Consider the following 25,220-nt stretch of genomic DNA (forward strand, 5'->3'; position numbering starts at 1 on the left):
AAGAACGATAACGCGGTGCACCGGATAAACAACAAACTCCAAGGAACCCAAATGGCTGCCGACCAACCCTCCCCCGCCCTGAAGGAAATCTTCAACGCCGAACGCCTCCATCACATCGCCACCGAAATGACCGCGGTCTATCCCGAGTTCGATGCCAAGGCGTTCCTGAAGCTGGCCAGGACCGGCCTGGCGGAGCTGTCGGTGATGCAACGCATGGCCCGCGTCAGCGAATGCCTGCACGCGGTATTGCCGCTGGGTTATGAAGCGTCGCTGGAGTTGTTGCGTGCCCTCGCCCCACGCCTCAACAGCGGCTTCGTCAGCATGTGCCTGCCGCACTACGTGGCGACCTACGGTGCGGATCGTTTCGAGCTGTCCATGGACGCGCTCAAGTACTTCACCGCGTTCGGCTCCTCGGAGTTCGCGATCCGCTATTTCCTGCGTCGCGATATCGAGCGCTCGCTGCAGCTGATGCACGACTGGTCGCTGGACGACAACGAGCATGTCCGGCGCCTGGCCAGCGAAGGGTGTCGCCCGCGCCTGCCATGGTCGTTTCGCCTGGAACCGATTCAAGCCGACCCGACACTGGCCGCCAGGATCCTCGACAATCTCAAGGCCGACAGCAGTCTTTACGTGCGCAAGTCCGTGGCCAATCACCTGAACGACATCACCAAGGACCATCCCGACTGGGTGCTGGACCTGATCGAAGGCTGGTCGCTGGACAACAAACACACCGCGTGGATCGCCCGACACGCCCTGCGCAGCCTGATCAAACAGGGTAACCAGCGGGCGCTGGCGATCATGGGTGCCGGCGGCAAGCCTGAAGTCGAGATCATCGGTGTGCAGGTCAACCCGCCGGTGATTGGCCTGGGAGAAAAGATCACCCTGTCCTTTGCCGTCAAATCGACGGTCGAGAACAGCCAGCGGCTGGTGATCGACTATGCCATCGATTATGTAAAAGCCAACGGCAGCACCTCGGCGAAGGTGTTCAAGCTCAAGGCCCTGACCCTGCCGGGCAAGGCCACCGAGCAGCTGAGTCGTGGCCAGCACATCAAGGAGCTCACTACCCGGCGGCACTATGCGGGCAAGCATGCGGTGCATGTGCTGGTGAATGGGGAGCGGCTGGCGAGCACGGCATTCGAAATCCTCCCTTGATTCACGCCTGATTCATTTGGGGGCTGTCATTTCGGTTCTGGGCGCACCATCGCCTTCGCGAGCAGGCTCGCTCCCACAGTTTGTTCGGTGCCATGCACGAGTGTTGTGACCGACACCGCACTCTGTGGGAGCGAGCCTGCTCGCGAAGGCGTCAGGCCTGAAACAGAGCAAGTTTTGGTCTTACAAGCTATCAGGGCCAAGCAGCAAGTCTTGCTCACGCTCGCACAACTGCACCACGTAATCCCACATCACCCGCAGCCGCACGGATTTGTGCAGTTCGCGGCGGGTGCTGATCCAGTAGCTGCGAAGAATGCTTTCGTCTGGAAACAACGGCACCAGCCCGGGATCGGCGCTGGCCATGTAGCACGGCAGCACGGCGATGCCCAAACCTGCGCGGGCGGCCTGTTGCTGGGCGATGACGCTGGTGCTGTGAAAGACCACCCGGGGGTTGCGGCAGAAGCTGTTGAGGAACATCAGTTCCTGGCTGAACAGCAAATCGTCGACGTAACCGATCCAGGCATGGCGCCCCAGGTCTTCGCGACTGCCCAGCGGTGGCGACTTGTCGAGATAGTCCTGGCTGGCATAGAGCGCCAGGCGATAGTCGGTGAGCTTGCGTGTGACCAGCATGTCGGCGGCCGGCCGTTCAAGGTGGATGCTGATCTCCGCTTCGCGGTTGAGAATGCTGACGAAGCGCGGCACCGCCACCAGTTCCACCTCAAGGCCCGGATAGCGTTCGAACAAGCCATTCATGCGGCTGGCGAGGAACATGATGCCCAGCCCTTCCGTGACCCCGACGCGGATCTTGCCCAGGGGCGCCGTGGACTGGGTGATTTCCTCCTGGGCCAGCAGCGCGACGTTTTCCATGGCCTCGGCGTGCTTGAGCAGCGCTTCGCCCGCCGGCGTCAGCTCATAGCCCTGGGCATGCTGCACAAACAGTGCGGTGCCCAGGCTCTTTTCAATGGCCTCGATGTGTCGTGCCACCGTGGCGTGGGTGGTGTTCAAGCGACGGGCAGCGGTCAGCAAACGCCCGCTACGCTGTAACTCCAGAAAAAACCGCAGGTCATTCCAGTCGAACATGAATCGTCCTTGAGGCTTGGCGATTGAAGACGCTGTTTAAAAACGCACAGCGGGTGGGTAAAAACTAACATTCTTTAAACGAAAGCTAACAACTAGGATGGGATACAACAAGAACAACAACACGAGGTCAGGGATGCAGACTTCCCTTGATGAATACGACTACATCGTGGTCGGGGCCGGGCCGGCCGGTTGTTTGCTGGCCAATCGCTTGTCAGCCGACCCGCAACACCGGGTGCTGCTGCTCGAAGCCGGTGGCCGCGATAACTATGCGTGGATTCACATCCCCGTGGGCTATCTGTTCTGCATCGGCAACCCGCGCACCGATTGGTGCTTCAAGACCGAAGCGCAACCGGGCCTGCAAGGCCGCGCCTTGAGTTATCCGCGCGGCAAGGTGCTGGGTGGTTGCTCCTCGATCAACGGCATGATTTACATGCGCGGTCAGGCCGACGATTACGACCGCTGGGCCGCCGAGGGCAATACCGGCTGGAGCTGGCAGGACGTGCTGCCGCTGTTCAAGCACAGCGAAAACCACTTTGCCGGCGATTCGGGATTTCATGGCGCTGCCGGCGAATGGCGCGTCGAACGCCAGCGCCTGTCATGGCCGATTCTCGATGCCTTCCGCAGCGCCGCCGAGCAAAGCGGTATCGCCAGCATCGATGACTTCAACCAGGGCGACAATGAAGGTTGTGGCTACTTCCAGGTCAACCAGAAGGCCGGTATCCGCTGGAACGCGGCCAAGGCGTTTCTCAAGCCGATCCGCCGTCGTCCGAATCTGACGGTGCTGACCGGCGTCGAAGTCGACCGTGTGCTGCTGGAGAACGCCCGGGCATCAAAGGTCAGCGCCCGTTGGCAGGGTCAGGCGAAGACCTTCAGGGCGCGCAAGGAAATCATCCTGTGCGCCGGCTCCGTCGGCTCACCGAGCATCCTGCAACGTTCCGGGATCGGCCCACGCCCGCTGCTGCAACGCCTGGGCATCGGCGTCGCCCATGAACTGTCGGGGGTGGGTGGCAACCTGCAGGATCACCTGCAACTGCGGCTGATCTACAAACTGGAAAATGCCCGCACGCTCAATCAGATCGCCGGCAGCCTGTGGGGCAAGATGGGCATGGGCCTGCGGTATCTGTATGACCGCAGCGGCCCGCTGTCCATGGCGCCAAGCCAGCTCGGGGCCTTCGCCCGGTCAGGGCCGGAGCAGGCCTCGGCCAATCTTGAATACCACGTACAACCGCTGTCCCTGGAGCGCTTCGGCGAACCGCTGCATGCCTTCCCGGCGTTTACCGCATCGGTTTGCGACCTGCGTCCACAGAGCCGCGGCCGGGTGGAAATCCGCTCCACCGATCCGCAGCAAGCCCCCCTGATCCAGCCCAACTACCTGAGTCATTCCGAGGATCTGCGCGTGGCCGCCGATGCCATTCGCCTGACCCGGCGCATCGTTGCCGCGCCCGCCCTCAAACAGTTCAAACCTGTCGAATACCTGCCCGGCGACAGTCTGCAAAGCGAAGAGCAACTGCACGAAGCCGCCGCCCGGATCGGCACCACGATTTTCCATCCGGTCGGTACCTGCCGCATGGGCAACGATGCGGATGCGGTGGTCGATGCCCAACTGCGTGTCCATGGCATCCCCGGCCTGCGCATCGCCGACGCCTCGATCATGCCGCGCATCACCTCGGGCAACACCTGTTCGCCGACGCTGATGATCGCGGAGAAAGCCGCGCAATTGATCCTTAATCCTGCTGTAGACACTCCCCCTGTGGGAGCGAGCCTGCTCGCGAAAGCGGCGGATCTTCAACATTGATGGTGACTGACACGCCCCCTTCGCGAGCAGGCTCGCTCCCACAAGGGATTTGCATCTGATTCACGGACAAGCAACACCAGTGGAACAACAAAAACAATCACTGTGAGGGATACCGATATGTCAGAACATGTTCAGAGCCTGGAAGCCGTGCGCAGCGCGGGGACCAGTCAGGAAACCCAGAAAGTCATCTTCGCCTCGTCGCTTGGCACGGTCTTCGAGTGGTATGACTTTTTCCTCTACGGCGCTCTCGCGGCGGTGATCAGCAAGCAGTTTTTCGCCGGGGTCAACGACACCACGGCGTTCATCTTTGCCCTGATGGCCTTCGCCGCCGGCTTCATTGTCAGGCCGTTCGGCGCTCTGGTGTTCGGTCGACTGGGTGACATGATCGGACGTAAATACACCTTCCTCGCCACCATCGTCCTCATGGGGGTGGCGACTTTCTGCGTCGGTCTGCTGCCGAACTACGCCAGCATCGGCATCGCTGCGCCGATCATCCTCGTCGTTCTGCGCATGCTTCAGGGCCTGGCCCTGGGCGGTGAGTACGGCGGTGCGGCGACCTACGTGGCGGAGCACGCGCCAATGGGCAAGCGTGGCTTCCACACCAGCTGGATTCAATCCACCGCCACCCTCGGCCTGTTGCTGTCACTGCTAGTGGTACTCGGCTGCCGCTACTTCACCGGCGATCAATTCGAAGTCTGGGGCTGGCGCATTCCGTTCCTGTTTTCGATCATTCTGCTGGGCATCTCGACCTGGATTCGCCTGAGCCTGCACGAGTCGCCGGCCTTCGTGAAAATGAAAGAGGAAGGCAAGCTCTGCAAGTCGCCGATCCGCGATTCCTTCGGTAAATGGGAAAACCTCAAAGTCGTGCTGATCGCCCTGTTCAGCATCAACGCCGGGCAAGCCGTGACCTTCTACGCGGCACAGTTCTACGTGCTGTTCTTCCTCACCCAGTTCCTGAAAATGGACCCCGCCGTGGCCAACGGCCTGCTGATCGTCAGCGTGACCATTGGTGCGCCATTCTTCATTTTCTTCGGCTGGCTGTCGGACAAGGTCGGGCGTAAACCGGTACTGATGCTCGGCCTGCTGCTGGCCACCGCGCTGTACTTCCCGATCTTCAAGACCCTGGCCCACTACGCCAACCCGGCCATCGACCTGGCCAGCCGCCAGGCACCGATCACCGTGCTGGCCGACCCGGCCACCTGCACCTTCCAGTTCGATCCGGTGGGCAAGGCGAAATTCGACAGCCCGTGCGACAAGGTCAAGACCTTCCTGGTCAAACAGGGCCTGCCGTACAACAGTGCCGCCGCCCCGGCCGGCAGCGGCGTGCAGGTGAGCATCGGCGATGTGAAGATCGACGGTTTCGACGAAGCCGCCCTGCGTGGTGCGGTAACCCTCGCCGGCTACCCGCAACAGGCCGACATGCAGCAGATCAACAAACCGATGATCGTGGCACTGATCGTCGCGCTGATCATCATCTCCGCCATGTGCTACGGCCCGCTGGCGGCACTGATGGTCGAACTGTTCCCGACCCGCATCCGCTACACCTCGATGTCCCTGCCCTATCACATCGGCAATGGCTGGTTCGGCGGCTTCCTGCCAACGGTGTCGTTCGCGCTGGTGGTGTACACCGGGGACATTTTCTACGGGCTTTGGTACCCGGTGGTGATCACCGGGGTGAGCCTGGTGGTGGGGATGCTGTGTTTGCGTGAGACGCGGAATGTGGATCTGGATAAGAACTGAGGGTAGACAGTAACAACCTGTGGGAGCGAGCCTGCTCGCGATGAGGGTGGATCAGTCGCCATCGACGTTGACTGACCCACCGCTTTCGCGAGCAGGCTCGCTCCCACAGTGGTTTGTGAGTCACTCGTCGAGTTCGACGACCTCGAACTTCACCTGATCCGGGTAAAACGCCATGTATTCACGAATCTGCGCGACAGAAACTTTTGGGTTCTCGTAACTCCATACCGCATTGGCCCCTTCATGCCCAGGCACCTGCAGACTGAAGTAACTGGCATCGCCCTTGTACGGGCAATAGCTGGTGTGATCGGTGCGGGCGTAATACTTCTCGTCAATGTCCTCTCGCGGCACGTAATACACCGGCGGATAATTGGCCTCCAGCAGCACCAGCGCGCGTGAGGACGCGGCCACCTGGATACCGTGAAACTTCACCAACAGGCAGCCGGGCTGCTCGGCGATGGTGATGACAGGGCTAGGACCGGTGCTTTTCATGGAATTCGTTCCTCATGACGAAGGTGACCGCGTTATCGTTCATCGCGAGCAAGCTCGCTCCTACAGCGATGGGCTGCGTCGCAGCCCCAAAACCTGAGACCACGATGTATCAGGTATAACCCAGATTTTGCATTCGTGAATGCATCACAGCCGAACGGGACCGGTAACCCATCGCAACGCACCCGCTGTACATCCATACAGATAAAGATTGCCCCCGCGCTCATCACCCGCCATTCTGTGCACCTCCCGGACACTGATCGACGATGGTGGTTATGCGGCTGTACCTCTGTGAAAAACCTTCCCAGGCCAAAGACATTGCGGCCGTGCTCGGCGCCAAACGTCGCGGTGATGGCTGCTGGCTGGGAACAGATGTCACGGTGACCTGGTGCATCGGCCATCTGCTGGAAACCGCGCCACCGGATGCCTATGACGCGCGCTACAAGCGCTGGGTGCTGGCGGACCTGCCGATCATTCCGGACAAATGGAAGATGACCGTCAAACCCCGCACGGCCAGCCAGTACAAGGCGGTCAAGCGCCTGCTCGGTGAAGCCGCCGAACTGATCATCGCCACCGACGCCGACCGTGAAGGCGAGATGATCGCCCGGGAACTGGTGGAGCATTGCCGCTATCGTGGACCGATCCGTCGCTTGTGGCTGTCAGCGCTGGACGATGCCTCGATCCGCAAGGCCCTCGCCGCGCTCAAGCCGGGAACGGAGACCTTCAGCCTGTATCATTCGGCACTGGGCCGTAGCCGGGCAGATTGGCTGATCGGGATGAACATGAGCCGGCTGTTCACCCTGCTGGGGCGCCAGTCCGGTTATCAGGGCGTGCTGCCGGTCGGCCGGGTGCAAACGCCGACCCTGCGCCTAGTGGTGGATCGGGACCGCAGCATTGCCGATTTCATTCCGGTCGCCTATTGGGCCATCGACGTGCAACTGCTGCATCACGGTATCCCCTTCACTGCCCAATGGCGGGCGGACGCCGATGTTTGTGACGATCAGGATCGCTGCCTGAATCAGACGCGGGCCCAGCAGGCCGCTGCTGCGATGACGGGCGCCGCGAGTGCCAGGGTGATCAAGCTGCGTACCGAGCGGATGCGCGAAGTGGCCCCGCTGCCCTTCGACCTGGGGACCTTGCAGGAAGTCTGCTCGAAGAAACTCGGGCTTGGCGCCCAGGAAACCCTCGATATCGCCCAGGCACTCTACGAAACCCACAAAGTCATCACCTATCCGCGCAGCGACTGCGGTTACCTGCCACTCAGCCAGCACAGCGAGGCGCCGGGCATTCTGGCGGCATTGCGCCAGGCCGACCCGGCGCTGAACGCCTTGCACGACCACCTGGAGCCACAACGCCGCTCACGGGCCTGGAACGATGCAAAAGTCAGCGCACACCACGGCATCATCCCCACCGCGGCGGCGAAGAACCTTGAACGACTGGCGGGCAAGCAGCGCGCGGTCTACACCCTGATTCGTGCACGGTATCTGGCGCAGTTCCTGCCCAATCACGAATACGACCGCACCCAGGCCGACTTCGATTGCGCCGGTGAAGCCTTGCGCGCAGTCGGCAAGCAGATCGTCGAACCTGGCTGGAAGCGCGCCCTGCCCGAGGCCCTTGCCCCAAACCCGAACAAGGCTCGTGAAGTGCCGGCCCCGCAAACCCTGCCGAACCTCAGGGAAGGCATTGATTGCGCGGTGGCCAACGTACAACTCAAGGACCTCTGGACCCAACCGCCCAAGCCCTTCACCGAAGGCGACCTGATCAAAGCCATGAAGAACGTCGCCAGGCTCGTGGAAGATCCGTTGCTCAAGCAGAAGCTCAAGGACACCACCGGTATCGGCACGGAGGCGACCCGCGCCTCGATCATCCAGGGCCTGCTCGACCGCGGTTACCTGATCAAGAACGGCAAGGCACTTTCAGCAACCCCGGCCGCGTTCAGCCTGATCGATGCCGTGCCGCGAGCGATTGCCGATCCGGGCACCACGGCGATCTGGGAGCAGGCACTGGACATGGTGCAGAGCGGCGAAATGAGTCTCGAAGAATTCGTTACCAAACAGGCGGCATGGATGAGCAAACAGGTGGCCCGCTGTGCAGGCCTGAGCCTGACCATCAGCGGCCCGGCAAGCCCCGCCGGGCGTGGTGCCACGCCGTGGAAAAACAAGCGCAAGCCCGCCAAGCGCAAGGCATCGACTGGCGCTAAACGCACAGCAAAACCGTCGAGCAAGGCTTGAAGGCAACTCAAGCCTGACACCGATCCTGTGGCGAGGGAGCTTGCTCCCGCTGGACTGCGTAGCAGTCCCATCTTTTTGGGGAAAAGGGGCCGCTTCGCGACCCAGCGGGAGCAAGCTCCCTCGCCACAGTTTTCTCGTCGTTCGAACTATCCTTGACTGACGGGATCAGGAGCGACTTCGCATGCCCTCGATAGAACTGCACCCCGCCCAACGCGACGAACTGGAAACCATCGAAAACCTGATGCAGTTCTACACCTATGACTTCAGCGAGTGGTTGCCGCTGAAACTGGGTGAGCACGGTTTTTTCAACATTCAGCCCCTGCCGGACTACTGGCGCAAACCCGCGACCCGGCCGTTTCTGATCCGCGTCGACGGCGAACTGGCAGGTTTCGTGACCGTGGATGACGACACCCACCTGCCCGGCGCCTGCTACAACATCGGCTACCTGTTTGTCGCACGGCACTTTCGTGGCCAGGGTGTCGCGAGGTTTGTCGTATCCACCCTCTTGAGCCGCTTCCCCGGTCAATGGCAGATTTTCCACATCGAGGCCAACCAGCCCGCGCGCCTGTTCTGGACGGCGATCATGCCGGGGCTTAGCCGGGACGGATTCACCCGGCATCAGCAAACGATCAAGGGTTATCCCTGCACCCTCTACCGCTTCGAAGTCTCGCCGCAACCCGCCTGACCGGCGCTTTCCCCCCACTTTTTTTAATTCCACACAGCTTTGTCCGACAATATGTAGTGACCAAAAATAATCACTACAAAACCGTTGACGCCTTCGATTTGCCCTTGCATGATGCAGACGTCTCCCCGATCGGGAGTACAGGCAACACGTTTGAGCAAGCTCGTCTGACCGCCGAGCTGTTTTTTCCGGATACACGCTGCCCACAAGGCAGATTGAAGAAGCTGACCTGGCCTGAACGTCCAGTACAAGGGCGAGAAGCGCTGGCGATCCATCCTCATGAAGCTTGTGGCCGACCCTGAAAGCGTTGGCAGGGCCAGAAGGTTTTCGCCGCTTCTCTTCGTTGTGACGCTATTGCGTAGCAGTTATTCAACACGACTACATGCAACAGACGCAGGACCTCGCCGATTTCGGCGGACGACTGCTGACGTCCTGGTTTCGGTGCCAGGGATCAACTAACCGATGGGCTACTTGTATTAGCGAATCAACTTTGAAAGATCACCAATTGGTCAAGGGAGCTTTATGATGAATCTGAACAATCAACCGACTATCGAAGAACTGGCTCGTCTGTTCGCGGCGAAAAAAGATACGCTCGACAACCATATTCTGTGGATCAGCAAAACGGGCCAGGTTCATATCGACTGCCTGTCGCCCCACGCCCATGAAGCGGAGTTCGACCAGAACAACCAGAACCTGCTTGCCCGACTGAAGATGTACCGTCGCGGCCAGGGCTACGTCGGCAAGAAAGCCGCAGCCGACAAAGACTTCATCGGCAGTGTTCTGCAAACGCTGAAACAGGCCTGGGCCTCGATGCAGAACCAGAACGAAGTTCGGGTGATTGATCGGTTGTACTAATTAAGTTGAGTCGTCGCTGACTCATTAAATAAAAGGGCCTGCTCTCAAAAAGAGCAGGCCTTTTTTAATGCCCGATATTCAGGTTCAACCACATCCACTGTGGGAGCGAGCCTGCTCGCGAAAGCTGACTGCCAGTCGATATCAATGTTGAATGTGCTGCCGCATTCGCGAGCAGGCTCGCTCCCACACTGGGGGTTGTGGTGGTCATGAGAAATTTGTACCCAACACCAACTCCACAAACGCCAACGACGCCGCGCTGTGATAATTGTTCTTGCGCCGAAGCAACGCCGCCCCACGCCTCGGCGCCTCACCCGCCAATGGAATCTTGCGCAAGGCACGATCGCCCGTGGCGATAGGTTCCGGAAGGATCGTCGCCATCGCGGTGTGGCGAATGACTTCCAGCAGGGTATTGACCGAATTGACCTCAATGGCCACCTTCGGTGTGATACGCGCCTGAACGAAATATTCGTCAATACAGGTGCGGGTAACGAAGCCGGGAGTCAACAGAGCGAACTCCAGTTCCGCCATCTGTTGCGTGGTCAATGGGGTCTGATGCTCATACAACGGATGCGCCCGGCCAACCATCAGCCCCAACGTCTCGGTAAATGCAGGGATCGACTCGATGTCGGCGTTCCTTACCTGATCAAACGCAATCGCGATGTCCAGTGAATCCTCCGCCAACCCGGTTTCGATGTCGTCCATCGACAACTCGAACACCTCCAGGTGGATATGCGGATACCGCTCCACGTAATCGCGCACCAGCGGCCCCACCAGATACGCCATGAAGGTCGGGGTCATGGCCAGGCGCAGGCTGCCGCGGGACAAGTCCTTCACGTCATGCAACGCACGCTTGCCCGCCTCCAGCTCCACCAGCACCCGACGGGCGCATTCGATATAGGCCTGGCCTGCATCGGTGGGTTTGACCGTGCGCGAGGTGCGGTCGAACAGGCTGACACCGAGGGTTTCTTCCAGCTGCCGAATCTGTTGCGACAGGGTCGGCTGCGACACGTGCAAGGCTTCGGCGGCACGGGTGAAACCGCCGTTGTCGGCGACGGCCAGCAAATAACGCAGATGACGTAGCAGCATGGGCAAACCATCCATAGGCAGTACTTATGCGTTGCATTGTATATCGGTCTTGGACGCTATGGATCGATCGGCAGAAGATGACTCCACACCCAAGCACATCCCCCTGCAACAGGAGATTCACCATGCAACAGTCCCATGCCTACAACGACACCAGCCTTGAACTGACCGCCAGGATTCTCGACGCAAAAGCTCGCAAAAATCTGTCCTTCGAAGACGTCGCTGAAGGCACCGGCCTTGGCTTGGCTTACGTCACTGCCGCTCTACTCGGCCAGCACCCGCTGCCGGAAAGCGCCGCCAACGTGATCGGCGAAAAACTCGAACTGGATGCCGATTCGGTAGCCCGCCTGCAAATCATCCCGCTGCGCGGCAGCCTCTCGGGTGTCCCGACCGACCCGACCATCTACCGCTTCTACGAAATGATCCAGATCTACGGCACCACCCTCAAAGCCCTGGTTCACGAACAGTTCGGCGACGGCATCATCAGCGCGATCAACTTCAAGCTCGATATGAAGAAAGTCGAAGATCCTGAAGGTGGTCATCGTGCAGTGATCACCCTCGATGGCAAGTTCCTGCCTCTGCGTCCTTTCTGAGTCGACACCGGGCCCGCACTGCCGCGCGGGCCAAACACCGCACATTCACGAGGACGCAACCATGCAAGCGCTCATCGAAGGTTTTCTGAAGTTCCAGAAAGAAGCCTTTCCGCAACGCACTGACCTGTTCAAACACCTGGCCACCACCCAACACCCGGGTACTTTGTTCATCACCTGTTCCGACAGCCGTGTCGTGCCGGAACTGCTGACCCAGCAAGAGCCCGGTGAGCTGTTTGTCATCCGTAACGCCGGCAATATCGTGCCCTCCTACAGCCCCCATCCCGGCGGTGTGTCGGCCACGGTCGAATACGCCGTCGCGGTACTGGGGGTGACCGATATCGTCATCTGCGGCCATTCGGACTGCGGCGCGATGACCGCTGTCGCCAAGTGCACCTGCATGGATCATTTGCCCGCCGTCGGCAGTTGGCTGCAACACGCCGAGTCGGCAAAAGTCATCAACGAATCCCGGCCCCATGCCAGTGAAGCGGCGAAAGTCAGCTCGATGGTGCGCGAAAATGTGATCGCGCAACTGGCCAATATCCAGACGCATCCGAGCGTGCGCCTGGCCCGGGAGAAAGGCCTGTTGAATTTGCATGGTTGGGTGTACGACATCGAGACCGGTTCGGTCGATGCCCTGGATGCCAATAGCCACCGTTTCGTGGCGCTCTGCGAGTATCCGGACACCTGCGCCCTTCCCGCACGATCCGCAGAAGCAGCAGCCTGAAGTTTGAACCTGTTGACAGAGAGACGATCGGTCCAGCGCTCCCGGCTCACGGGAGCGCTGGACCGACACGATCGACAGGGTTATTTATCGTCCATCCTCGTTGACGATTGTGAGCGCTTTTCAGGGGCCTCTTCAGCGTTGGGTGGTTCTGGAATATGGCCTGGCGTGAACACGTGAGTCAGCAGGTCTCGGGCATCGACTTCGACGACGCCCTGAACCGAACGAGCCAGACCAACCGCTTGCTCACACTGTTTATGGGTGTTGACGCGACCGCTCAACGCCACCGTGCCCCCATGGGTTTTGACATGGATTTGCAAACCCAGGCTTGGTTCGGCCATGGCCAGGGCTGACTTCACCCTGGCGGTAATCCATGTGTCGTGAACGCCTCTTTCCAGATCCTGAGAGTAATGTTGAAACGAATGAAGTTTCATGATGTAACCCTCTTCACGGAAGCAGATGCGCCGCCCGCCCCATTTGCGGTGCAGCCCTCTGCCTCTCAGGCGAGCGTATGGAACATCTGATTCGTTTTGGAGTGCTCGCCCGCCAATACAGACGCACATGAAAAGTATAGTGCGGCCTTCGCCCGGGGTCGGGGCGCCGACTCAACGCTTGACCGATAGATCCGTCTGGGTCATGCGGCTGCGAATGGTAAAAACACCGTCGCCCGAGAGAATCGCGCTGCGCGCAAACAGCCGGCCACTCTCCCAGTTCGACAGGCCCAGTTCCGGCTTGTTGAGTGCGTACTGGCCGTCGACCCAACGGGTAATGCCGTTGCCGACAAACGGTGCGTTGACCGCGTTGTAGAAACGCTCCTGCGTCGCCGCATCTTCGCTGATCAGCGACACCGTGAACTGCGGGCTGTAGCGATTGAACAAGGCGATGGCACTGTCCAGGTCGTCGACGATTTTCAGGCTGACTTCCGGGGTTTCTTCCCACTCCCACTCGCGGCCCAATTGCTCTTCGGGCAGCGCTTCGGCCAGGGCTTCGGTGCGGTAGCCTTCGGCGCGGTAAACCTCGACGGTCGCGCTTTGCCAATCGCCGGGCAGGAACGCTTCGCTATCCTCGACGATGTGCAACTTACAACCCTGGCCCCGTGCCTTGCCGGCCTGTTGCAGCGCGTCGAGAAACAGCGGTACCAGTTCGGTGGCGCGGTCGCGGTGAATCAGGCAGACGTTCAGGGTGTTGCAGACCTTGCGGTCGAGGGAGTTGCGCACCACGCTGGCGAAACGCGTGGCATCGGCATCGGTATCGGCGATCAGCCAGGCACCACCGGTGCCGTGCAAGCTGACGGCGGTGCCGGCCTGCTGCGCGATACTGCCCAACTGGCTGACGGCACGCCCCGAACCACGGGCCACCGCCAGTGACAGACGGCGGTCGGCGAACATCGCCCAACCGGCGGCATGATTGACGCTTTCCACCAGCGACACGGCGCCGCTCGGCAAGCCAGCATCGGCGAGCGCGGGATTGAGTGCATGGGTGACGATCGCCTGGGCGGTGCCCAACGCATCGCTGCCAATGCGCAGGACCGCCGTGTTGCCGGTGCGCAACACACCGGCGGCATCGGCGAAGACGTTCGGCCGGCCTTCGAAGACGAACGCGACGATGCCCAGCGGCGACACCACTTGCTCGACTTTCCAGCCATCGTGCACGACACAACTGATGACTTTGCCGCGCGAGGCCGGGGCATCGCGCCAGGCACGCAGCCCGGCGATCATGTCGCGGCGCATGCGTTCGTCGGCCAGCAAGCGCGTGGTTGAACGACCACGGGCCTTGGCGCGCTCGATGTCGGCCTGGTTGGCCGCTTCGATCAAGGCCCAGCATGCCGGGTTTTCCAGGCGTTGAGCGAACAGGTCGAAGAAGGTGCTGATGGCCTGATCCGACACCGCCGACATGGCGGTAAACGCCGCCTCCGCACGCTCGATGGCAACGGCTGCCGCTTGCTGGTCAGCCACCGGAATCAACAACAATTCGCCGCTGACCTGCTCCACCAACAGGTGGTCTCCGGGCTGGAAGCGCGCCGCCAGTTCGGGGCTGACCACAGTGACACGATTACCGGCGAAAGGGATCGGCGTGCCAGCGACTAGACGTTCGAGCGCAAGAGACATGAAGCGGTTACACCATGCAATGGGCGGGGGGAAAAATGTATAGCAAAAGTCCTGTGGGAGCGAGCCTGCTCGCGAAGAGGCCATCACCTTCAACATACATGCCGACTGACCCACTGCCTTCGCGAGCAGGCTCGCTCCCACAAGGGGTCATCAACGCCTTGAGGCTACGTATCAAAGTGTGTACAGCCCCGCCCCAGACACAACAAACCTTCAAACCCCGCGCCGGGGACACATCGCAGATACACCTGCCTGATGAAATTCACCTGTCGATTGGCCAAGCCGATCCTTGCGCTGAACGGGCACGCGTCGCCCGACATCCCTGACTTGAAGGAGACCAATGTCCATGAGCACTTCGATTTCATCGGCCGTCAAAGGCCTGCACCTGAACCTTGACCGTGCCGGCAGCTGGATCGCGCCGCTAACGCTGCGGGTATTCCTGGCCTGGGAATTCTTCGAGTCAGGCCTGGAGAAATACAATGGCGAAAACTGGTTCGCCGATATCCAGGACCGCTTCCTGTTTCCGTTCAACCACCTGCCGGCCACGTTGAACTGGGAACTGTCGATGTGGGTGGAACTGATCTGCGCCCTCGCCCTGCTGGCGGGACTGGCCACACGGTTTTCGGCGATCAGCCTGATCGTGGTCACCATCGTCGCGACCGCCGCTGTTCACTGGCCCGCTGACTGGTCGAGTCTGAGCGAGCTGGCCCAGGGTTACTCCATCACCAACAAAGGTTACGGCAACTTCAAACTGCCGCTGATCTACCTTGCCGCCCTGGTACCCCTGGTGTTCACAGGTCCGGGCAAACTCAGCCTCGATGCGCTGCTGGCGCGCGTCTTCTGGCGTCGCAGCAACCACTGAAACGAAACGCATCCCTTGTAGGAGCGAGCTCGCTCGCGATGGTCGTAAACGATAACGCGTTGAACCAATCAGTTCGCGTCATCGTTGGCGACCATCGCGAGCATGCTCGCTCCTACGGATTGCAGAGGGTCAGATCTGTTCCACCGCCTCTGTCTCGGACAGCTTCGGATGCGCGCCGCGCTCATGCACATGAGCATGCGGTGTACGGTCGATCAGCAGGCTCAACAGTTCCGGACGGCTGTAGTGCCCACGGGAATCCATCATGCGCTTGCGCTTGTCGATCAGGCCCATGTCGAGGTCGACGATCACTTCACCCTCACCTTCGGTCAACACGCCCGACACCACGCCGTCAGGGCCGATGATCGCGGTGTAGCAACCACCGGAGATCGGGCCTATCGGGCAACCCGTGTCGGCCATGATCTGCGCCTGTTGCTCAGGGTCGAGCCAGGCGGTGGAGTTGACCACGAAGCAGGCCGCTTCCAGTGCATGCTGGCGGATGTTGACTTCCATTTGCGAGGCGAACAGCGGACCGGCGAACGAGCCGGGGTACATCGAGGCGTGGATCTGTTCGCCATCGGCCATCAAGGCGTAGCGGGCCAGCGGATTGTAATGTTCCCAGCACGCCAGCTGACCGATGCGCCCTACCGCGCTGTCGACGGCACGCAGGCCCGAGCCGTCGCCCATGCCCCAGATCATGCGCTCGTGATACGTCGGGGTAATCTTGCGGCGGCTCTGGATCAAGGTACCGTCGGCGTCGAACAGCAACTGCGTGTTGTACAGCGTGCCACCGTCACGCTCATTGACGCCGATGGACACCACCATGCCGGCCTCTCTGGCGGCTGCGCCCAAGGCGTCGGTCGCCGCCGACGGTACGGTCACGGCCTGGTCCAGCAGCTTGAGATGTTCCGCAGCCATGGCGAACGGTGCCTGGACGAAAGAGAAATATGGGTAGTAAGGCACGATGGTTTCCGGAAACACAGCGAACTGCACCCCCTGTTTACCGAGTTCGAGGATCTTCTCCACGACTTTATTGACCGTGCCTTCACGGCTGTAGAGCACGGGACTGATCTGTACGGCGGCGGCTTTAACGAGGGTCATGATGGCGATCTCATTTACGGAGTGGGCTTCAACGAGATCAAGATTACGACAATCATATTTAGTCTAAAATGTCGTATGCACCACCTTTTAGGACATGATGACAGTCATGTCCGGTTGGCACGCTGAATCACCTGCGGGGGTTGGCCAAATGCCCGGATAAACGCCCGTCGCATGCGCTCCCGGTCACCAAATCCGGTGTCAGTCGCCACCACATCGATGGAGTGCCGACCGGTTTCCATCATCAGCCGGGCCGACTCCACCCGCAGGCTTTCGATGGCCTTGGCCGGTGATTGGCCGGTCTCGGCATGAAACACCCGACTGAACTGGCGAGGACTGAGATTGGCGGCATTGGCCAACTCTTCCACCGACAGCGTGGACTTCAGGTTTTGCTTGGCATAGGTCAACGCAGCCTGGATGCGGTCGGTCTTGGGCGCCAGTTCCAGCATCACCGAAAACTGCGACTGCCCGCCGGCCCTGCGGTGATACACCACCAACTGCCGGGCCACCCGCCGCGCGACCTCGGCGCCCAGATCCATTTCCACCAGGGCCAGCGCCAGATCGACGCAGGCGCTCATGCCGGCGGCGGTCCAGATATGGCCATCGTTGATAAAGATGCGGTCCTCTTCGACCTTGATTTTCGGATAGGCCTGTTGCAGCGATGCGGCATGGCACCAGTGCGTCGTCGCCCTGCGTCCATCGAGCAATCCGGCCTCGGCCAAGGCGATGGCACCGGTGCAGATCGAGCCCAGGCGTCGGGTGCTCTGACTGGCTCGCTGCAGAAACGCCACCAAACCTGCTGAGACCGGACGGATAACGTTATCGCCCATGACCAGCAGCGTGTCGAACGGACGCTGATCGAATGCGGTGGTTTCCACTGCGAACCCTGCCGAGGTGGGCACCAGGCCGCCGGTTTCGGACAGCAACCGGATGCTGTACACCGGCTCGTCAGCGGCGTTGTTGGCCAGCTCGAACGTGGCGGACATGGACAGGCCGAGGACCTGGAAACCGGGGTAAACGATGAGGCCGATGGGGTGCATGGCGGGCGTCTCGAATGACCTGAAAAGTGGCAAAACATATTTCACGCCATACAAACTCTACACGCCTGACCATTAAGGCGACGAGATCTTTTTACGAGTTCATGCTACGTGTAGACACGAATGCTTGGCACAGTGTATAGCCCGCGTTACAACTTGACGTTAGAACCTGTTTGAAAATTATCATTAACTTTACACATCCTCACCCTGCATCAAATACAAGGAGCGAAGGTTCAATATTTTTTTGGAATATTTCGAAATCAAGCGGTAATCCACTATCTCCATATCGCATTAATACATAACCACAACGCCTTACTTACAAGCAAATACAGACACGCCTATCACGAGAAGGCCAATATTTTGAATCAACCGCTGATGGATCCAAGCACCAAAAGTCGGTAGTGCTTAAAAAACGTCTAATAGACGCATTCTGCAAATATACAATCCGTCACCTTACTTGATGTTTTTTCCACTCCATCGGTACAAACTGGATTCAGGTGACTGCATCACAATATCTGGACTAACGGGCGTCCCGCCGATAAACGATGGGCTCCGCCAGGATCATATTCAATATGCTGCGTGCCACGCTCCCTGCCTTCACGCTGCATAAAACCGCTCTAAATCAGCTTGATTGCCACTCCGCAAGGCGTAAAGCTATTTTTACCGGGCACCTCGGGCACCCAATAGAAAACAGAATACTTCTAGGCATTCTACCTGGATAAGCCTGTCACCCCTCACAACTCCGCCCACAACTTCAATCTTGTTCAATTGAATCGCTCCACACAAAAACAAATACCACAAAGAAGCTGGCGCACATTACAAGCCACTTTAAAACTTTAACCTCTGGAATCATGAAATTAAATCCACCGCTAATTCATCCGCAACTAACCAACCAGCAGAAAACCGTTCCAATCCAGCACACCGATTGACACCTGATGGGGTCAGCCACAACAAAAAGTCCAATTGGCCCGGTAAAAAGCCGCTCTTAACCATCTGGTTAATCAGGTCTATACATAACTAGTAACAGTCGGCCACCTGAGGGACAGGCCATGGACAACAACAAGGATTCAGGTACTAACCTGGCTTTTTGGCTACCAGGCAGTGCGGTCATCCTCAGTCTGGTGGTATCGACATTCGCCCTGACCCGCGAACCTTTCCTGGAGCCACGTCCTGTCGGTGCACAATTTCAGGCACAACTGCCTATCGAAGCACGGCTATGGCAGGACCCGTTTGATGCGCTTGAGCGGTATCGCAAAAAGCTCAGGGATACCGGCAACAAAGAGGCCGAAAAAAAACTATGCGTTCCCGAAATCACCACGCTACCAGGAGAAACCACCCTCCCCGATATCATGGTGGCGTTGGTCGAAGGGGGCCCTTATGCCGATGAAGTCGAGCGCCGGCGTCGTACTCGATACGCCCTTTTGGCCGGGTTCAAAAATTCCCACAGAGTACCTGCTCAGGAGCAGTACATACATTGCTTGAGGCTTACCAGGGATTTCACATTCAACGACACGGAGTCGGTAAGCGATCTCGCCATCCCTTATGAAATGTTTGTCTCCAACCCCCTTGATCGAGTGCAACCTCCAAAAGGAACACAGCCGCCTGCGAACCAGACAATCGTGTTCTGGCTCAAACAAGACGCTCTGGGTTCACAGCCACTGCAGAACCTGGAGAAATTACGCGTAAACCTGTCATCCAAACTTGGCAGGCTACGGGAATCGCCCGCTACTGGCACACAGCCACCCGAGACACCCGCTGTCCTGAAGGTCATCGGCCCCGCAACCTCAACGATTCTTCGCGATATGTACGAAGAGGAGGCCGACGGCAACGCCCCTCCTCATATCGAGATCTATTCACCTCTGGCCACTGCCGACAACGAGCTCCTCGATAAAAGCCTCAAGCCTCGTGATCAGGACAAGGACGCTGACTCGGACACGGAAAAGGACACGAAAAACAAGAAATCGCCGTACAAAGAGACCATGAAAATACTGCGCACCGTCAGCGACGACGGCACCATGACGCAGCTGCTGTTGGAAGAGCTGAAACTGCGCCATGTCGATCCAGCGTTCGGGGTACGTTGCAACAAAGGCAGCCTGCGCCGAGTCGGATCGCCTTGTGTGGGAAATAGTTGGCGCAGTTTCGACCGCATCGCGTTGATCTCGGAATGGGACAGTTTCTACAGCCGCGCGTTGATCGAAAGCTTCAAGGCCCAGGTCGCCAAGGACGCCAACCTGCGCGACGACGATGAAAAGGCAGTAATCAATCAGTGGATTCTGCGTTTCAGCTACTTGCGCGGCCTGGACGGCCGACTTCCAGAGGAAGCCGCCAGCAGTGACAAAACCACTGGCACCGATACCGGCAAGAACAACAAGGACCCCAGTAAAATCGATTTGAGTCCATTGGAAAAAGCTGACGGAAACTCCCAGCTTGATTATCTGCGGCGCCTGGCCGATCACATAGCGCAAGTGGATGAGGCCTATCGACGCAACGGTGAAAGCGGCATCGGCGCCATCGGAATACTGGGTGTCGATGCCTACGACAAGCTATTGGCATTGCAGGCGCTCAAGAACCGGATGCCATACAAACTGTACTTTTCCACCGACCTCGACGCACGCATGCTGCAACGAGGACAGGCGCAAACCACGCGCAATCTGATATTGGCCGCACCCTACGGCCTGTCGCTGACGCGGGCACTGCAGCAGGATGTACCGCCGTTCCGCGACAGCCTGCAAAGCGCTGTGTTCATCTCTGTTCTGGCGGCGCTGGCGCCGCAATCCTTCGATGCCAAGCGGGCAAAATTCGACTATTCAAAATCAGAGCTGCTCTCGCCCGGCATCTATGAGATTGGCATCAGCGGATTCATTCCATTGGCGAGCCCGCTGAGTGGCAATCGCCCCGCAAGTTGCGAAGCACCGACATTGCTGTCCCGGTCGGATCAAGACCTGCGACCGCATGACCTGATGGCGTTGCGATGCCTTCAGGACCCGTCACCTCCGCCCTATCCTCAAACGACCCAGGCAGTACGCGATCAGCTCAAGAACACCCAATCGTTCTTCTGGGCAGGACCGCTGGCGGTCACACTGCTTTTACTCGGCGCGTTCATCGTCTGGTGGTGGATCGAAGTTCCGAAGAATGACAGCAAGTTCACCCATCGCTGGGTGCGAGGTGTACCCATCACGCTGTATCTGGTGGCAGCATTCTGCGCTTTTATCGCCACGCGTTTCTGGCACGCGGAATTCCTTTGGGTCACCTTTCTATTGATTCTACTTGGCATTATCTCGTCGAATCTTGTCCGGCGCTCCGAAAGGCAGGCCTTGCTGAAAAACGACGCTGCCGCCGACACAATCAACCACTTACCCAATGCCTCTGCGTGGTACATCGTGGTTCCCCTCGTCGTCTTTGTCCTTGTGCTGATGCTGGCGTACCAGATGCGTAGCACGTTGACGGCCAACGGGTTGGGTGAGCCGATGTTCCTGTTCGAAGGCATCAGTGCCTGGCCAACCGTGGCGCTGCGTGTGGCCGCGGTGCTGATATCGCTGTCGGCATTGGCATGGGGCTGGCGCAGCCTGTGCATCAACAGAACCGAGATCGAGATCAGCTACGATTTGCAACCACACATGTGCAGGTATCCCATGACCTTGCGAGGGCAAGCACTGCGCTTCTTCCGCAAAGGACTCGAAAAGGGCTGGACCCTTCGTCGCTGGTGCAAGGAACTGGGACGAGGCCTGATGTTCATCTTTTTCCCGCTGGTAAGGGCCAGCGATGATTGGGCCAAGTCCTGTGCATCCACCAGGGTTGGCCCGGACGGACGCAAGATGATCTTCATTGCCCCCTTCTGGGGCGAGCACTGCGTATGCGGGTCGTTCGGCGCCCGAATGTTACGCGCTCTTTTTGCTACCTGGATTTTCGTCGTGGTCACCAGCGTACTTTTTGTCGCTTGGCCAATGGAGCAAATTCCCGTACGAGGCGAATCAAGGGTGTGGATGTTGAGCTGGCTGATTCCAACCCTGACGTTCCAGGCACTGGTGTTCTGGGTCGTGGATGCCAATCTGCTACTGACGCGTTTCATCCGCCATCTAAGCGATCATCATGCAATCTGGCCAAGAAGTTTGCAGCTCAAACACAGGGAGATATTTGGCGAGAAGTACAAACATCCCTGCATCGACGACTGGGTGGACTTGCAAATGATCGCCAAGCGCACCTCAGCGGTCAGCCGGCTGATCTATGCGCCGACGCTGGTCATGTTGATCCTGCTGGCGGCGCGCAGCAGCCTGTTCGATAACTGGCCCACACCACCCAGCATCATCATTTCATTCCTGCTCACCGCAGTGATGCTACTGGTCTCCGCGCTCTCGCTTCGTCGCGCAGCGGAAAAGGCACGCACCGTCGCCTTGCGACACATCGATGCCTATTTGCTGGAAACACCTGCCGATAAGCCGTACTACGACAAATTCCGCATGATTCGCGAACGCATAGTGGCACTCAATACCGGGTCATTCTCGCGTTATTCCGAGGAACCGCTGGTCCGCGCGCTGCTGCTTTCGCTGACGGGTATCGGTGGCTCGGCGCTGGTGGATGCGTTGAATTATGCGAAGTTTTAGTGCCCGGCGCGCTGGAGCCGCTGTTGGCCCCAACTAAAGGTGTCTTGCTAACCGAGCGGGTTCGATAGATTGATGGAAGCCAAAGAGGAAACCCAAAATGAAACGTATGCCTCTGATGCTGTTTTTGTTGATGTTGCCCATGCTCACACATTCGAACGATGAGCAAAACATCCGGATAACACCGCACGAAGACAAAATCAAAAAACTTCACACGAATGTCATTTCAGAAGCTCAGATAGCGGGTAACCGCACCAACCTCTGGTACGCCGTATGCAACCTGATTTCAGACAAACTTATTTTTCGATGGAAACAGCTAGGATTTGGAAATGGACTTCACCATCCCCTTATCCAAAATGAATGTGCGGTGTATAAATCCGAAGCCAAGAACAGCAAAGTTGAAGCCGACACCGAAATCGTATACACACAAAGCGGCGTATCCTACAACGCACCCGCGTTCATGCCGGATAATGCATCAAATAGATATTCGCTATCTGACTGGATAACCTATTTCAAAAAAACCCTTCGGGGAGACGACTATAAACAGCCCAATCAATACTTCGACCTTACAGTACAAAGTACCAACAAAGGTGACGAAACAAGAAACATAATCTCGTGGTCTCCAAATGTCCAAACCGTCCTGATAAAACTAATAGACGCCGACGAGAAAAAACTACAGTCCATTGACGATGAACTTTCCCGACAAGACAATCTCACCGCCCGATCAATACGGGTCTCTGCATCAATTTTGAACACGCCGACAGTCGAAGGAGGTGGTGTTGCCGAGGGTTATCCCGAAGGTGAATATGCCCGACTGCAAGCGAAGGAAGGGGCCCCACGGAAAGCGGTAATTTACATGTTTGTGGGCAAACGCACCGAATTCATTACCACCCCTGTTTATCTACTTGACAAAAATGGAAATATAATCTGGACCCTAAAACTTCAGCAATAGCGAAAGGAGCAATAAAAAATGATCAATCGAATCAAGGAATTTATTTCACTCCTGTTTGGTTTTTTTGCCTTGATCATACCAATGCCGACAGGGGCTGACATGAGATTCACATTCGTTACAGGAATAGCCATCTCACTTGGCATTATCGCCGCTTCCCTGATGTTTTACTTGAAAGGGACCAGCTGGCTCTCCTTGCAACTAAGAGCAAACAACAAATCCTTGTTCATCTTATTTGCTTCTCTCCTCGCCAGCCTGGGCATTTACCTAACACTTCTATACACAATAAACACTCCCGAACCACCCATCATAAATATTGAGCTTTTGACATACGGCATCTCCACTTTCCTGCTTTCCATGTTGTTCTCCCTGATATCGATCCTCGCTACCGATCGAATGCAGAACTAATAACATCCGCCTTATTTCGCATCCCCACCCTGCGGCTTGTAAAACCGGAACAAACCGATATCCACGGTTCTGATGTATTCCCTGGCCCAATCCGGCTTCACCGTGCGGTCATGGAAATACAGTGCGCCCTTGGTGCGATCCGGCAGTTGCTTGTTCAGCGCCTTGCGCGCGATTTCCTTGGCCATCGCGTATTGCACTTCTTCCTGCACCGAATCGGAACGCCCGTCGCACCACCAGGAAAACTGGCAACTCTTGGTTTCCGAACCCTGCTTGACCACACCGCATACAGTATCGGGAAAGCCCTCATGGCCGAGGCGGTTCATGACCACGTTGGCCACGGCTTCCATGTCGGCGGCGTTTTTGCCCTTGGCTTCCCAGTAGATCGAACGGGCCATGCAGGTAATGGCGTCGTCCAGCGGCGCGGCACCGGCGGGGTCGACGGCCTGGACTTCGGACTGGGTAATGGCTTCCGCTTTTGGCGCCGGCGCGGGGCCGGGATTTTCCGCGGCCTTATGCTCGAGCACCTCAGCCTTGTCTTCGGCCACTTGTTGTTTTTGTTTCTGCTCCTGGTCGGCGGCGAATGCCGGAGCAGCAAGTACAGTCAGCGCAAAACAGGCAGCTATCCAGTCGAGGCGCATGATCAGGATGACTCAGTTGGAATTATCGCTTTAGTGTAGTAGTGAAATGATTGCACACACGCCACAACATTCTGGAAAATCCGTTGCCTTAACGGGAACAACTTCACGCATCATGGGCGCAGTCAGCCAAAGGGGATCTTCATGCGCTTCACATCGTCCGCCATGCGCTTCGCCGGTTTTTCACTGGGTCTGCTGTTTGCTGCCAACACCCTGGCGAGCGATGAATCGCAACTGATCGAATCGATCAACGTTTACCGCAGCCAGGTGCAACGTTGCGCCGGCCAGGTTTCGTCGGAACTGCCGCCACTGGCGGCCGATCCGCGACTGGTACTGTCCGCCGCCAGCATCGGCAATCTGCAGCAGGCCATGGGCGCCGCGGGTTACCCGATGAAGAATGTGCAGGCGATCAGCCTGTCGGGACCGCGTGATGCGCCGTCGGCGATGAAGGCGATCCAGGAAAGTTTTTGCCAGATCGTGCTCGACCCGCAGTTCGTCGATGTCGGCGTCAGCCATCAAGATCGCCAGTGGCGCATCGTGGTGGCCCGCCCCCTGTTGAGCGCCCGCCTCGGCGACTGGCAGGCCGAAGGCCAGAAGCTGCTGGCTGAGCTCAACGTCGCACGTTCCCGACCACGCCAATGCGGCGCACAATCCTTCAACGCCACCACGCCACTGACCTGGAACGCTACCCTGGCGACCGCCGCCGAAACCCATTCGCGCACCATGGCCAACAACAATTACTTCGATCACAAGGACCGGGATGGCCGCACGCCAGGTGACCGCGCGGAACTGGCGGGCTACGACTTCCAGCAGATCGGCGAGAACATCGCCGCCGGGCAGGACAGCGTGCGCAAGGTGGTCGACGGCTGGCTGACCAGCCCAGGGCATTGCGCCAACCTGATGAACCCGCAGTTCCGCGATCTGGGGGCGGCGTATGCGGTTGATCCGAAGAGTGATGCGGGGATTTACTGGACGGTGATGTTTGGGGCGCAATAGCCACAAGACAACACAACCCCTGTGGCGAGGGAGCTTGCTCCCGTCGGGCCGCGAAGCGGCCCCCTATCATTGAAAAGCAGGGGCCTGCTGCACAGTCCAACGGGAGCAAGCTCCCTCGCC

21 protein-coding genes are annotated in these 25,220 nt (G+C 58.6%); 13 read left to right on the forward strand and 8 right to left on the reverse strand.

Annotation, left to right across the window (positions count from 1 at the left end; genetic code table 11):
• Nucleotides 1–51: 51 nt before the first annotated feature.
• Nucleotides 52–1,152 carry a DNA alkylation repair protein gene (locus CKW21_RS16700; protein ID WP_095195054.1) on the forward strand — a complete coding sequence of 367 codons (1,101 nt, stop codon included), beginning with the start codon at nucleotides 52–54 and terminating at the stop codon, nucleotides 1,150–1,152.
• Between the two features lie 180 nt (nucleotides 1,153–1,332).
• On the opposite strand, the gene CKW21_RS16705 is transcribed toward CKW21_RS16700, so the two are convergent.
• The gene (locus CKW21_RS16705) at nucleotides 1,333–2,229 is read right to left on the reverse strand and encodes a LysR family transcriptional regulator (RefSeq protein ID WP_095195055.1); all 897 of its coding nucleotides are present in this window, start codon (nucleotides 2,227–2,229) and stop codon (nucleotides 1,333–1,335) included.
• Nucleotides 2,230–2,362: 133 nt separating this feature from the next.
• On the opposite strand from CKW21_RS16705, the gene CKW21_RS16710 reads away from it, so the two are divergent.
• Both CKW21_RS16710 and CKW21_RS16715 read left to right on the forward strand, forming a co-directional pair.
• The gene (locus tag CKW21_RS16710; protein ID WP_095195056.1) at nucleotides 2,363–4,024 is read left to right on the forward strand and encodes a GMC family oxidoreductase; all 1,662 of its coding nucleotides are present in this window, start codon (nucleotides 2,363–2,365) and stop codon (nucleotides 4,022–4,024) included.
• Nucleotides 4,025–4,141: 117 nt separating this feature from the next.
• A complete protein-coding gene (locus tag CKW21_RS16715; protein WP_095195057.1) occupies nucleotides 4,142–5,764 on the forward strand; it encodes an MFS transporter in 1,623 nt (540 codons plus the stop codon).
• Nucleotides 5,765–5,884: 120 nt separating this feature from the next.
• Here the strand turns inward: CKW21_RS16715 and CKW21_RS16720 are convergent, their stop codons facing one another.
• Nucleotides 5,885–6,253 carry a DUF427 domain-containing protein gene (locus CKW21_RS16720; protein WP_095195058.1) on the reverse strand — a complete coding sequence of 123 codons (369 nt, stop codon included), beginning with the start codon at nucleotides 6,251–6,253 and terminating at the stop codon, nucleotides 5,885–5,887.
• Between the two features lie 272 nt (nucleotides 6,254–6,525).
• On the opposite strand from CKW21_RS16720, the gene CKW21_RS16725 reads away from it, so the two are divergent.
• From CKW21_RS16725 to CKW21_RS16740, 3 genes are all read left to right on the forward strand, one after another.
• Nucleotides 6,526–8,481 carry a DNA topoisomerase III gene (locus tag CKW21_RS16725; RefSeq protein ID WP_095195059.1) on the forward strand — a complete coding sequence of 652 codons (1,956 nt, stop codon included), beginning with the start codon at nucleotides 6,526–6,528 and terminating at the stop codon, nucleotides 8,479–8,481.
• Between the two features lie 181 nt (nucleotides 8,482–8,662).
• The gene (locus CKW21_RS16730; protein WP_095195060.1) at nucleotides 8,663–9,166 is read left to right on the forward strand and encodes a GNAT family N-acetyltransferase; all 504 of its coding nucleotides are present in this window, start codon (nucleotides 8,663–8,665) and stop codon (nucleotides 9,164–9,166) included.
• Nucleotides 9,167–9,688: 522 nt separating this feature from the next.
• On the forward strand, nucleotides 9,689–10,018 hold the full coding sequence (locus CKW21_RS16740) for a hypothetical protein (protein WP_095195062.1): 330 nt from the start codon (nucleotides 9,689–9,691) through the stop codon (nucleotides 10,016–10,018).
• Between the two features lie 204 nt (nucleotides 10,019–10,222).
• Here the strand turns inward: CKW21_RS16740 and cynR are convergent, their stop codons facing one another.
• Complete coding sequence (gene cynR, locus CKW21_RS16745; RefSeq protein WP_095195063.1) at nucleotides 10,223–11,104, reverse strand: transcriptional regulator CynR; 882 nt, start codon at nucleotides 11,102–11,104, stop codon at nucleotides 10,223–10,225.
• A 122-nt stretch (nucleotides 11,105–11,226) separates the two neighbouring features.
• Between cynR and cynS the strand changes: the two genes are divergently transcribed.
• Both cynS and CKW21_RS16755 read left to right on the forward strand, forming a co-directional pair.
• Entirely contained in the window at nucleotides 11,227–11,694 is a 468-nt protein-coding gene (gene cynS / locus CKW21_RS16750) for a cyanase (protein ID WP_095195064.1), read from the forward strand.
• A gap of 61 nt (nucleotides 11,695–11,755) precedes the next feature.
• Nucleotides 11,756–12,418, forward strand: a complete 663-nt coding sequence (locus CKW21_RS16755) for a carbonic anhydrase (protein ID WP_095195065.1) — start codon at nucleotides 11,756–11,758, stop codon at nucleotides 12,416–12,418.
• 80 nt (nucleotides 12,419–12,498) lie between these two features.
• Here the strand turns inward: CKW21_RS16755 and CKW21_RS16760 are convergent, their stop codons facing one another.
• Entirely contained in the window at nucleotides 12,499–12,849 is a 351-nt protein-coding gene (locus CKW21_RS16760; RefSeq protein ID WP_095195066.1) for a BON domain-containing protein, read from the reverse strand.
• Nucleotides 12,850–13,020: 171 nt separating this feature from the next.
• Entirely contained in the window at nucleotides 13,021–14,523 is a 1,503-nt protein-coding gene (locus CKW21_RS16765; protein ID WP_095195067.1) for an aldehyde dehydrogenase family protein, read from the reverse strand.
• 343 nt (nucleotides 14,524–14,866) lie between these two features.
• Between CKW21_RS16765 and CKW21_RS16770 the strand changes: the two genes are divergently transcribed.
• The gene (locus CKW21_RS16770; RefSeq protein WP_095195068.1) at nucleotides 14,867–15,382 is read left to right on the forward strand and encodes a DoxX family protein; all 516 of its coding nucleotides are present in this window, start codon (nucleotides 14,867–14,869) and stop codon (nucleotides 15,380–15,382) included.
• 129 nt (nucleotides 15,383–15,511) lie between these two features.
• Here CKW21_RS16770 and CKW21_RS16775 read toward each other — a convergent pair whose 3' ends face one another.
• Together CKW21_RS16775 and CKW21_RS16780 are read right to left on the reverse strand one after the other, a co-directional pair.
• Nucleotides 15,512–16,480, reverse strand: a complete 969-nt coding sequence (locus CKW21_RS16775; RefSeq protein ID WP_095195069.1) for a nitrilase-related carbon-nitrogen hydrolase — start codon at nucleotides 16,478–16,480, stop codon at nucleotides 15,512–15,514.
• 104 nt (nucleotides 16,481–16,584) lie between these two features.
• Entirely contained in the window at nucleotides 16,585–17,517 is a 933-nt protein-coding gene (locus CKW21_RS16780; RefSeq protein ID WP_095195070.1) for a GlxA family transcriptional regulator, read from the reverse strand.
• A 1,046-nt stretch (nucleotides 17,518–18,563) separates the two neighbouring features.
• Between CKW21_RS16780 and CKW21_RS16785 the strand changes: the two genes are divergently transcribed.
• From CKW21_RS16785 to CKW21_RS16795, 3 genes are all read left to right on the forward strand, one after another.
• Nucleotides 18,564–22,115 carry a hypothetical protein gene (locus tag CKW21_RS16785; protein ID WP_095195071.1) on the forward strand — a complete coding sequence of 1,184 codons (3,552 nt, stop codon included), beginning with the start codon at nucleotides 18,564–18,566 and terminating at the stop codon, nucleotides 22,113–22,115.
• A gap of 97 nt (nucleotides 22,116–22,212) precedes the next feature.
• Nucleotides 22,213–23,064 (forward strand): hypothetical protein, encoded by an 852-nt coding sequence (locus CKW21_RS16790; RefSeq protein ID WP_095195072.1) that lies wholly within the window; start codon nucleotides 22,213–22,215, stop codon nucleotides 23,062–23,064.
• An 18-nt stretch (nucleotides 23,065–23,082) separates the two neighbouring features.
• A complete protein-coding gene (locus tag CKW21_RS16795) occupies nucleotides 23,083–23,469 on the forward strand; it encodes a hypothetical protein (protein ID WP_095195073.1) in 387 nt (128 codons plus the stop codon).
• Between the two features lie 11 nt (nucleotides 23,470–23,480).
• On the opposite strand, the gene CKW21_RS16800 is transcribed toward CKW21_RS16795, so the two are convergent.
• Nucleotides 23,481–24,107, reverse strand: a complete 627-nt coding sequence (locus CKW21_RS16800) for a cell wall hydrolase (protein ID WP_095195074.1) — start codon at nucleotides 24,105–24,107, stop codon at nucleotides 23,481–23,483.
• A gap of 141 nt (nucleotides 24,108–24,248) precedes the next feature.
• Here CKW21_RS16800 and CKW21_RS16805 point away from each other — a divergent pair, with 141 nt between their 5' ends.
• Nucleotides 24,249–25,100, forward strand: coding sequence for a CAP domain-containing protein (locus tag CKW21_RS16805; RefSeq protein WP_095195075.1), 852 nt, complete (start codon nucleotides 24,249–24,251; stop codon nucleotides 25,098–25,100).
• Nucleotides 25,101–25,220: the final 120 nt, after the last annotated feature.

Origin of the sequence: Pseudomonas sp. Irchel 3A7 (genome assembly GCF_900187565.1) — a bacterium.
In the GTDB taxonomy this organism is placed as follows: Bacteria; Pseudomonadota; Gammaproteobacteria; order Pseudomonadales; family Pseudomonadaceae; genus Aquipseudomonas.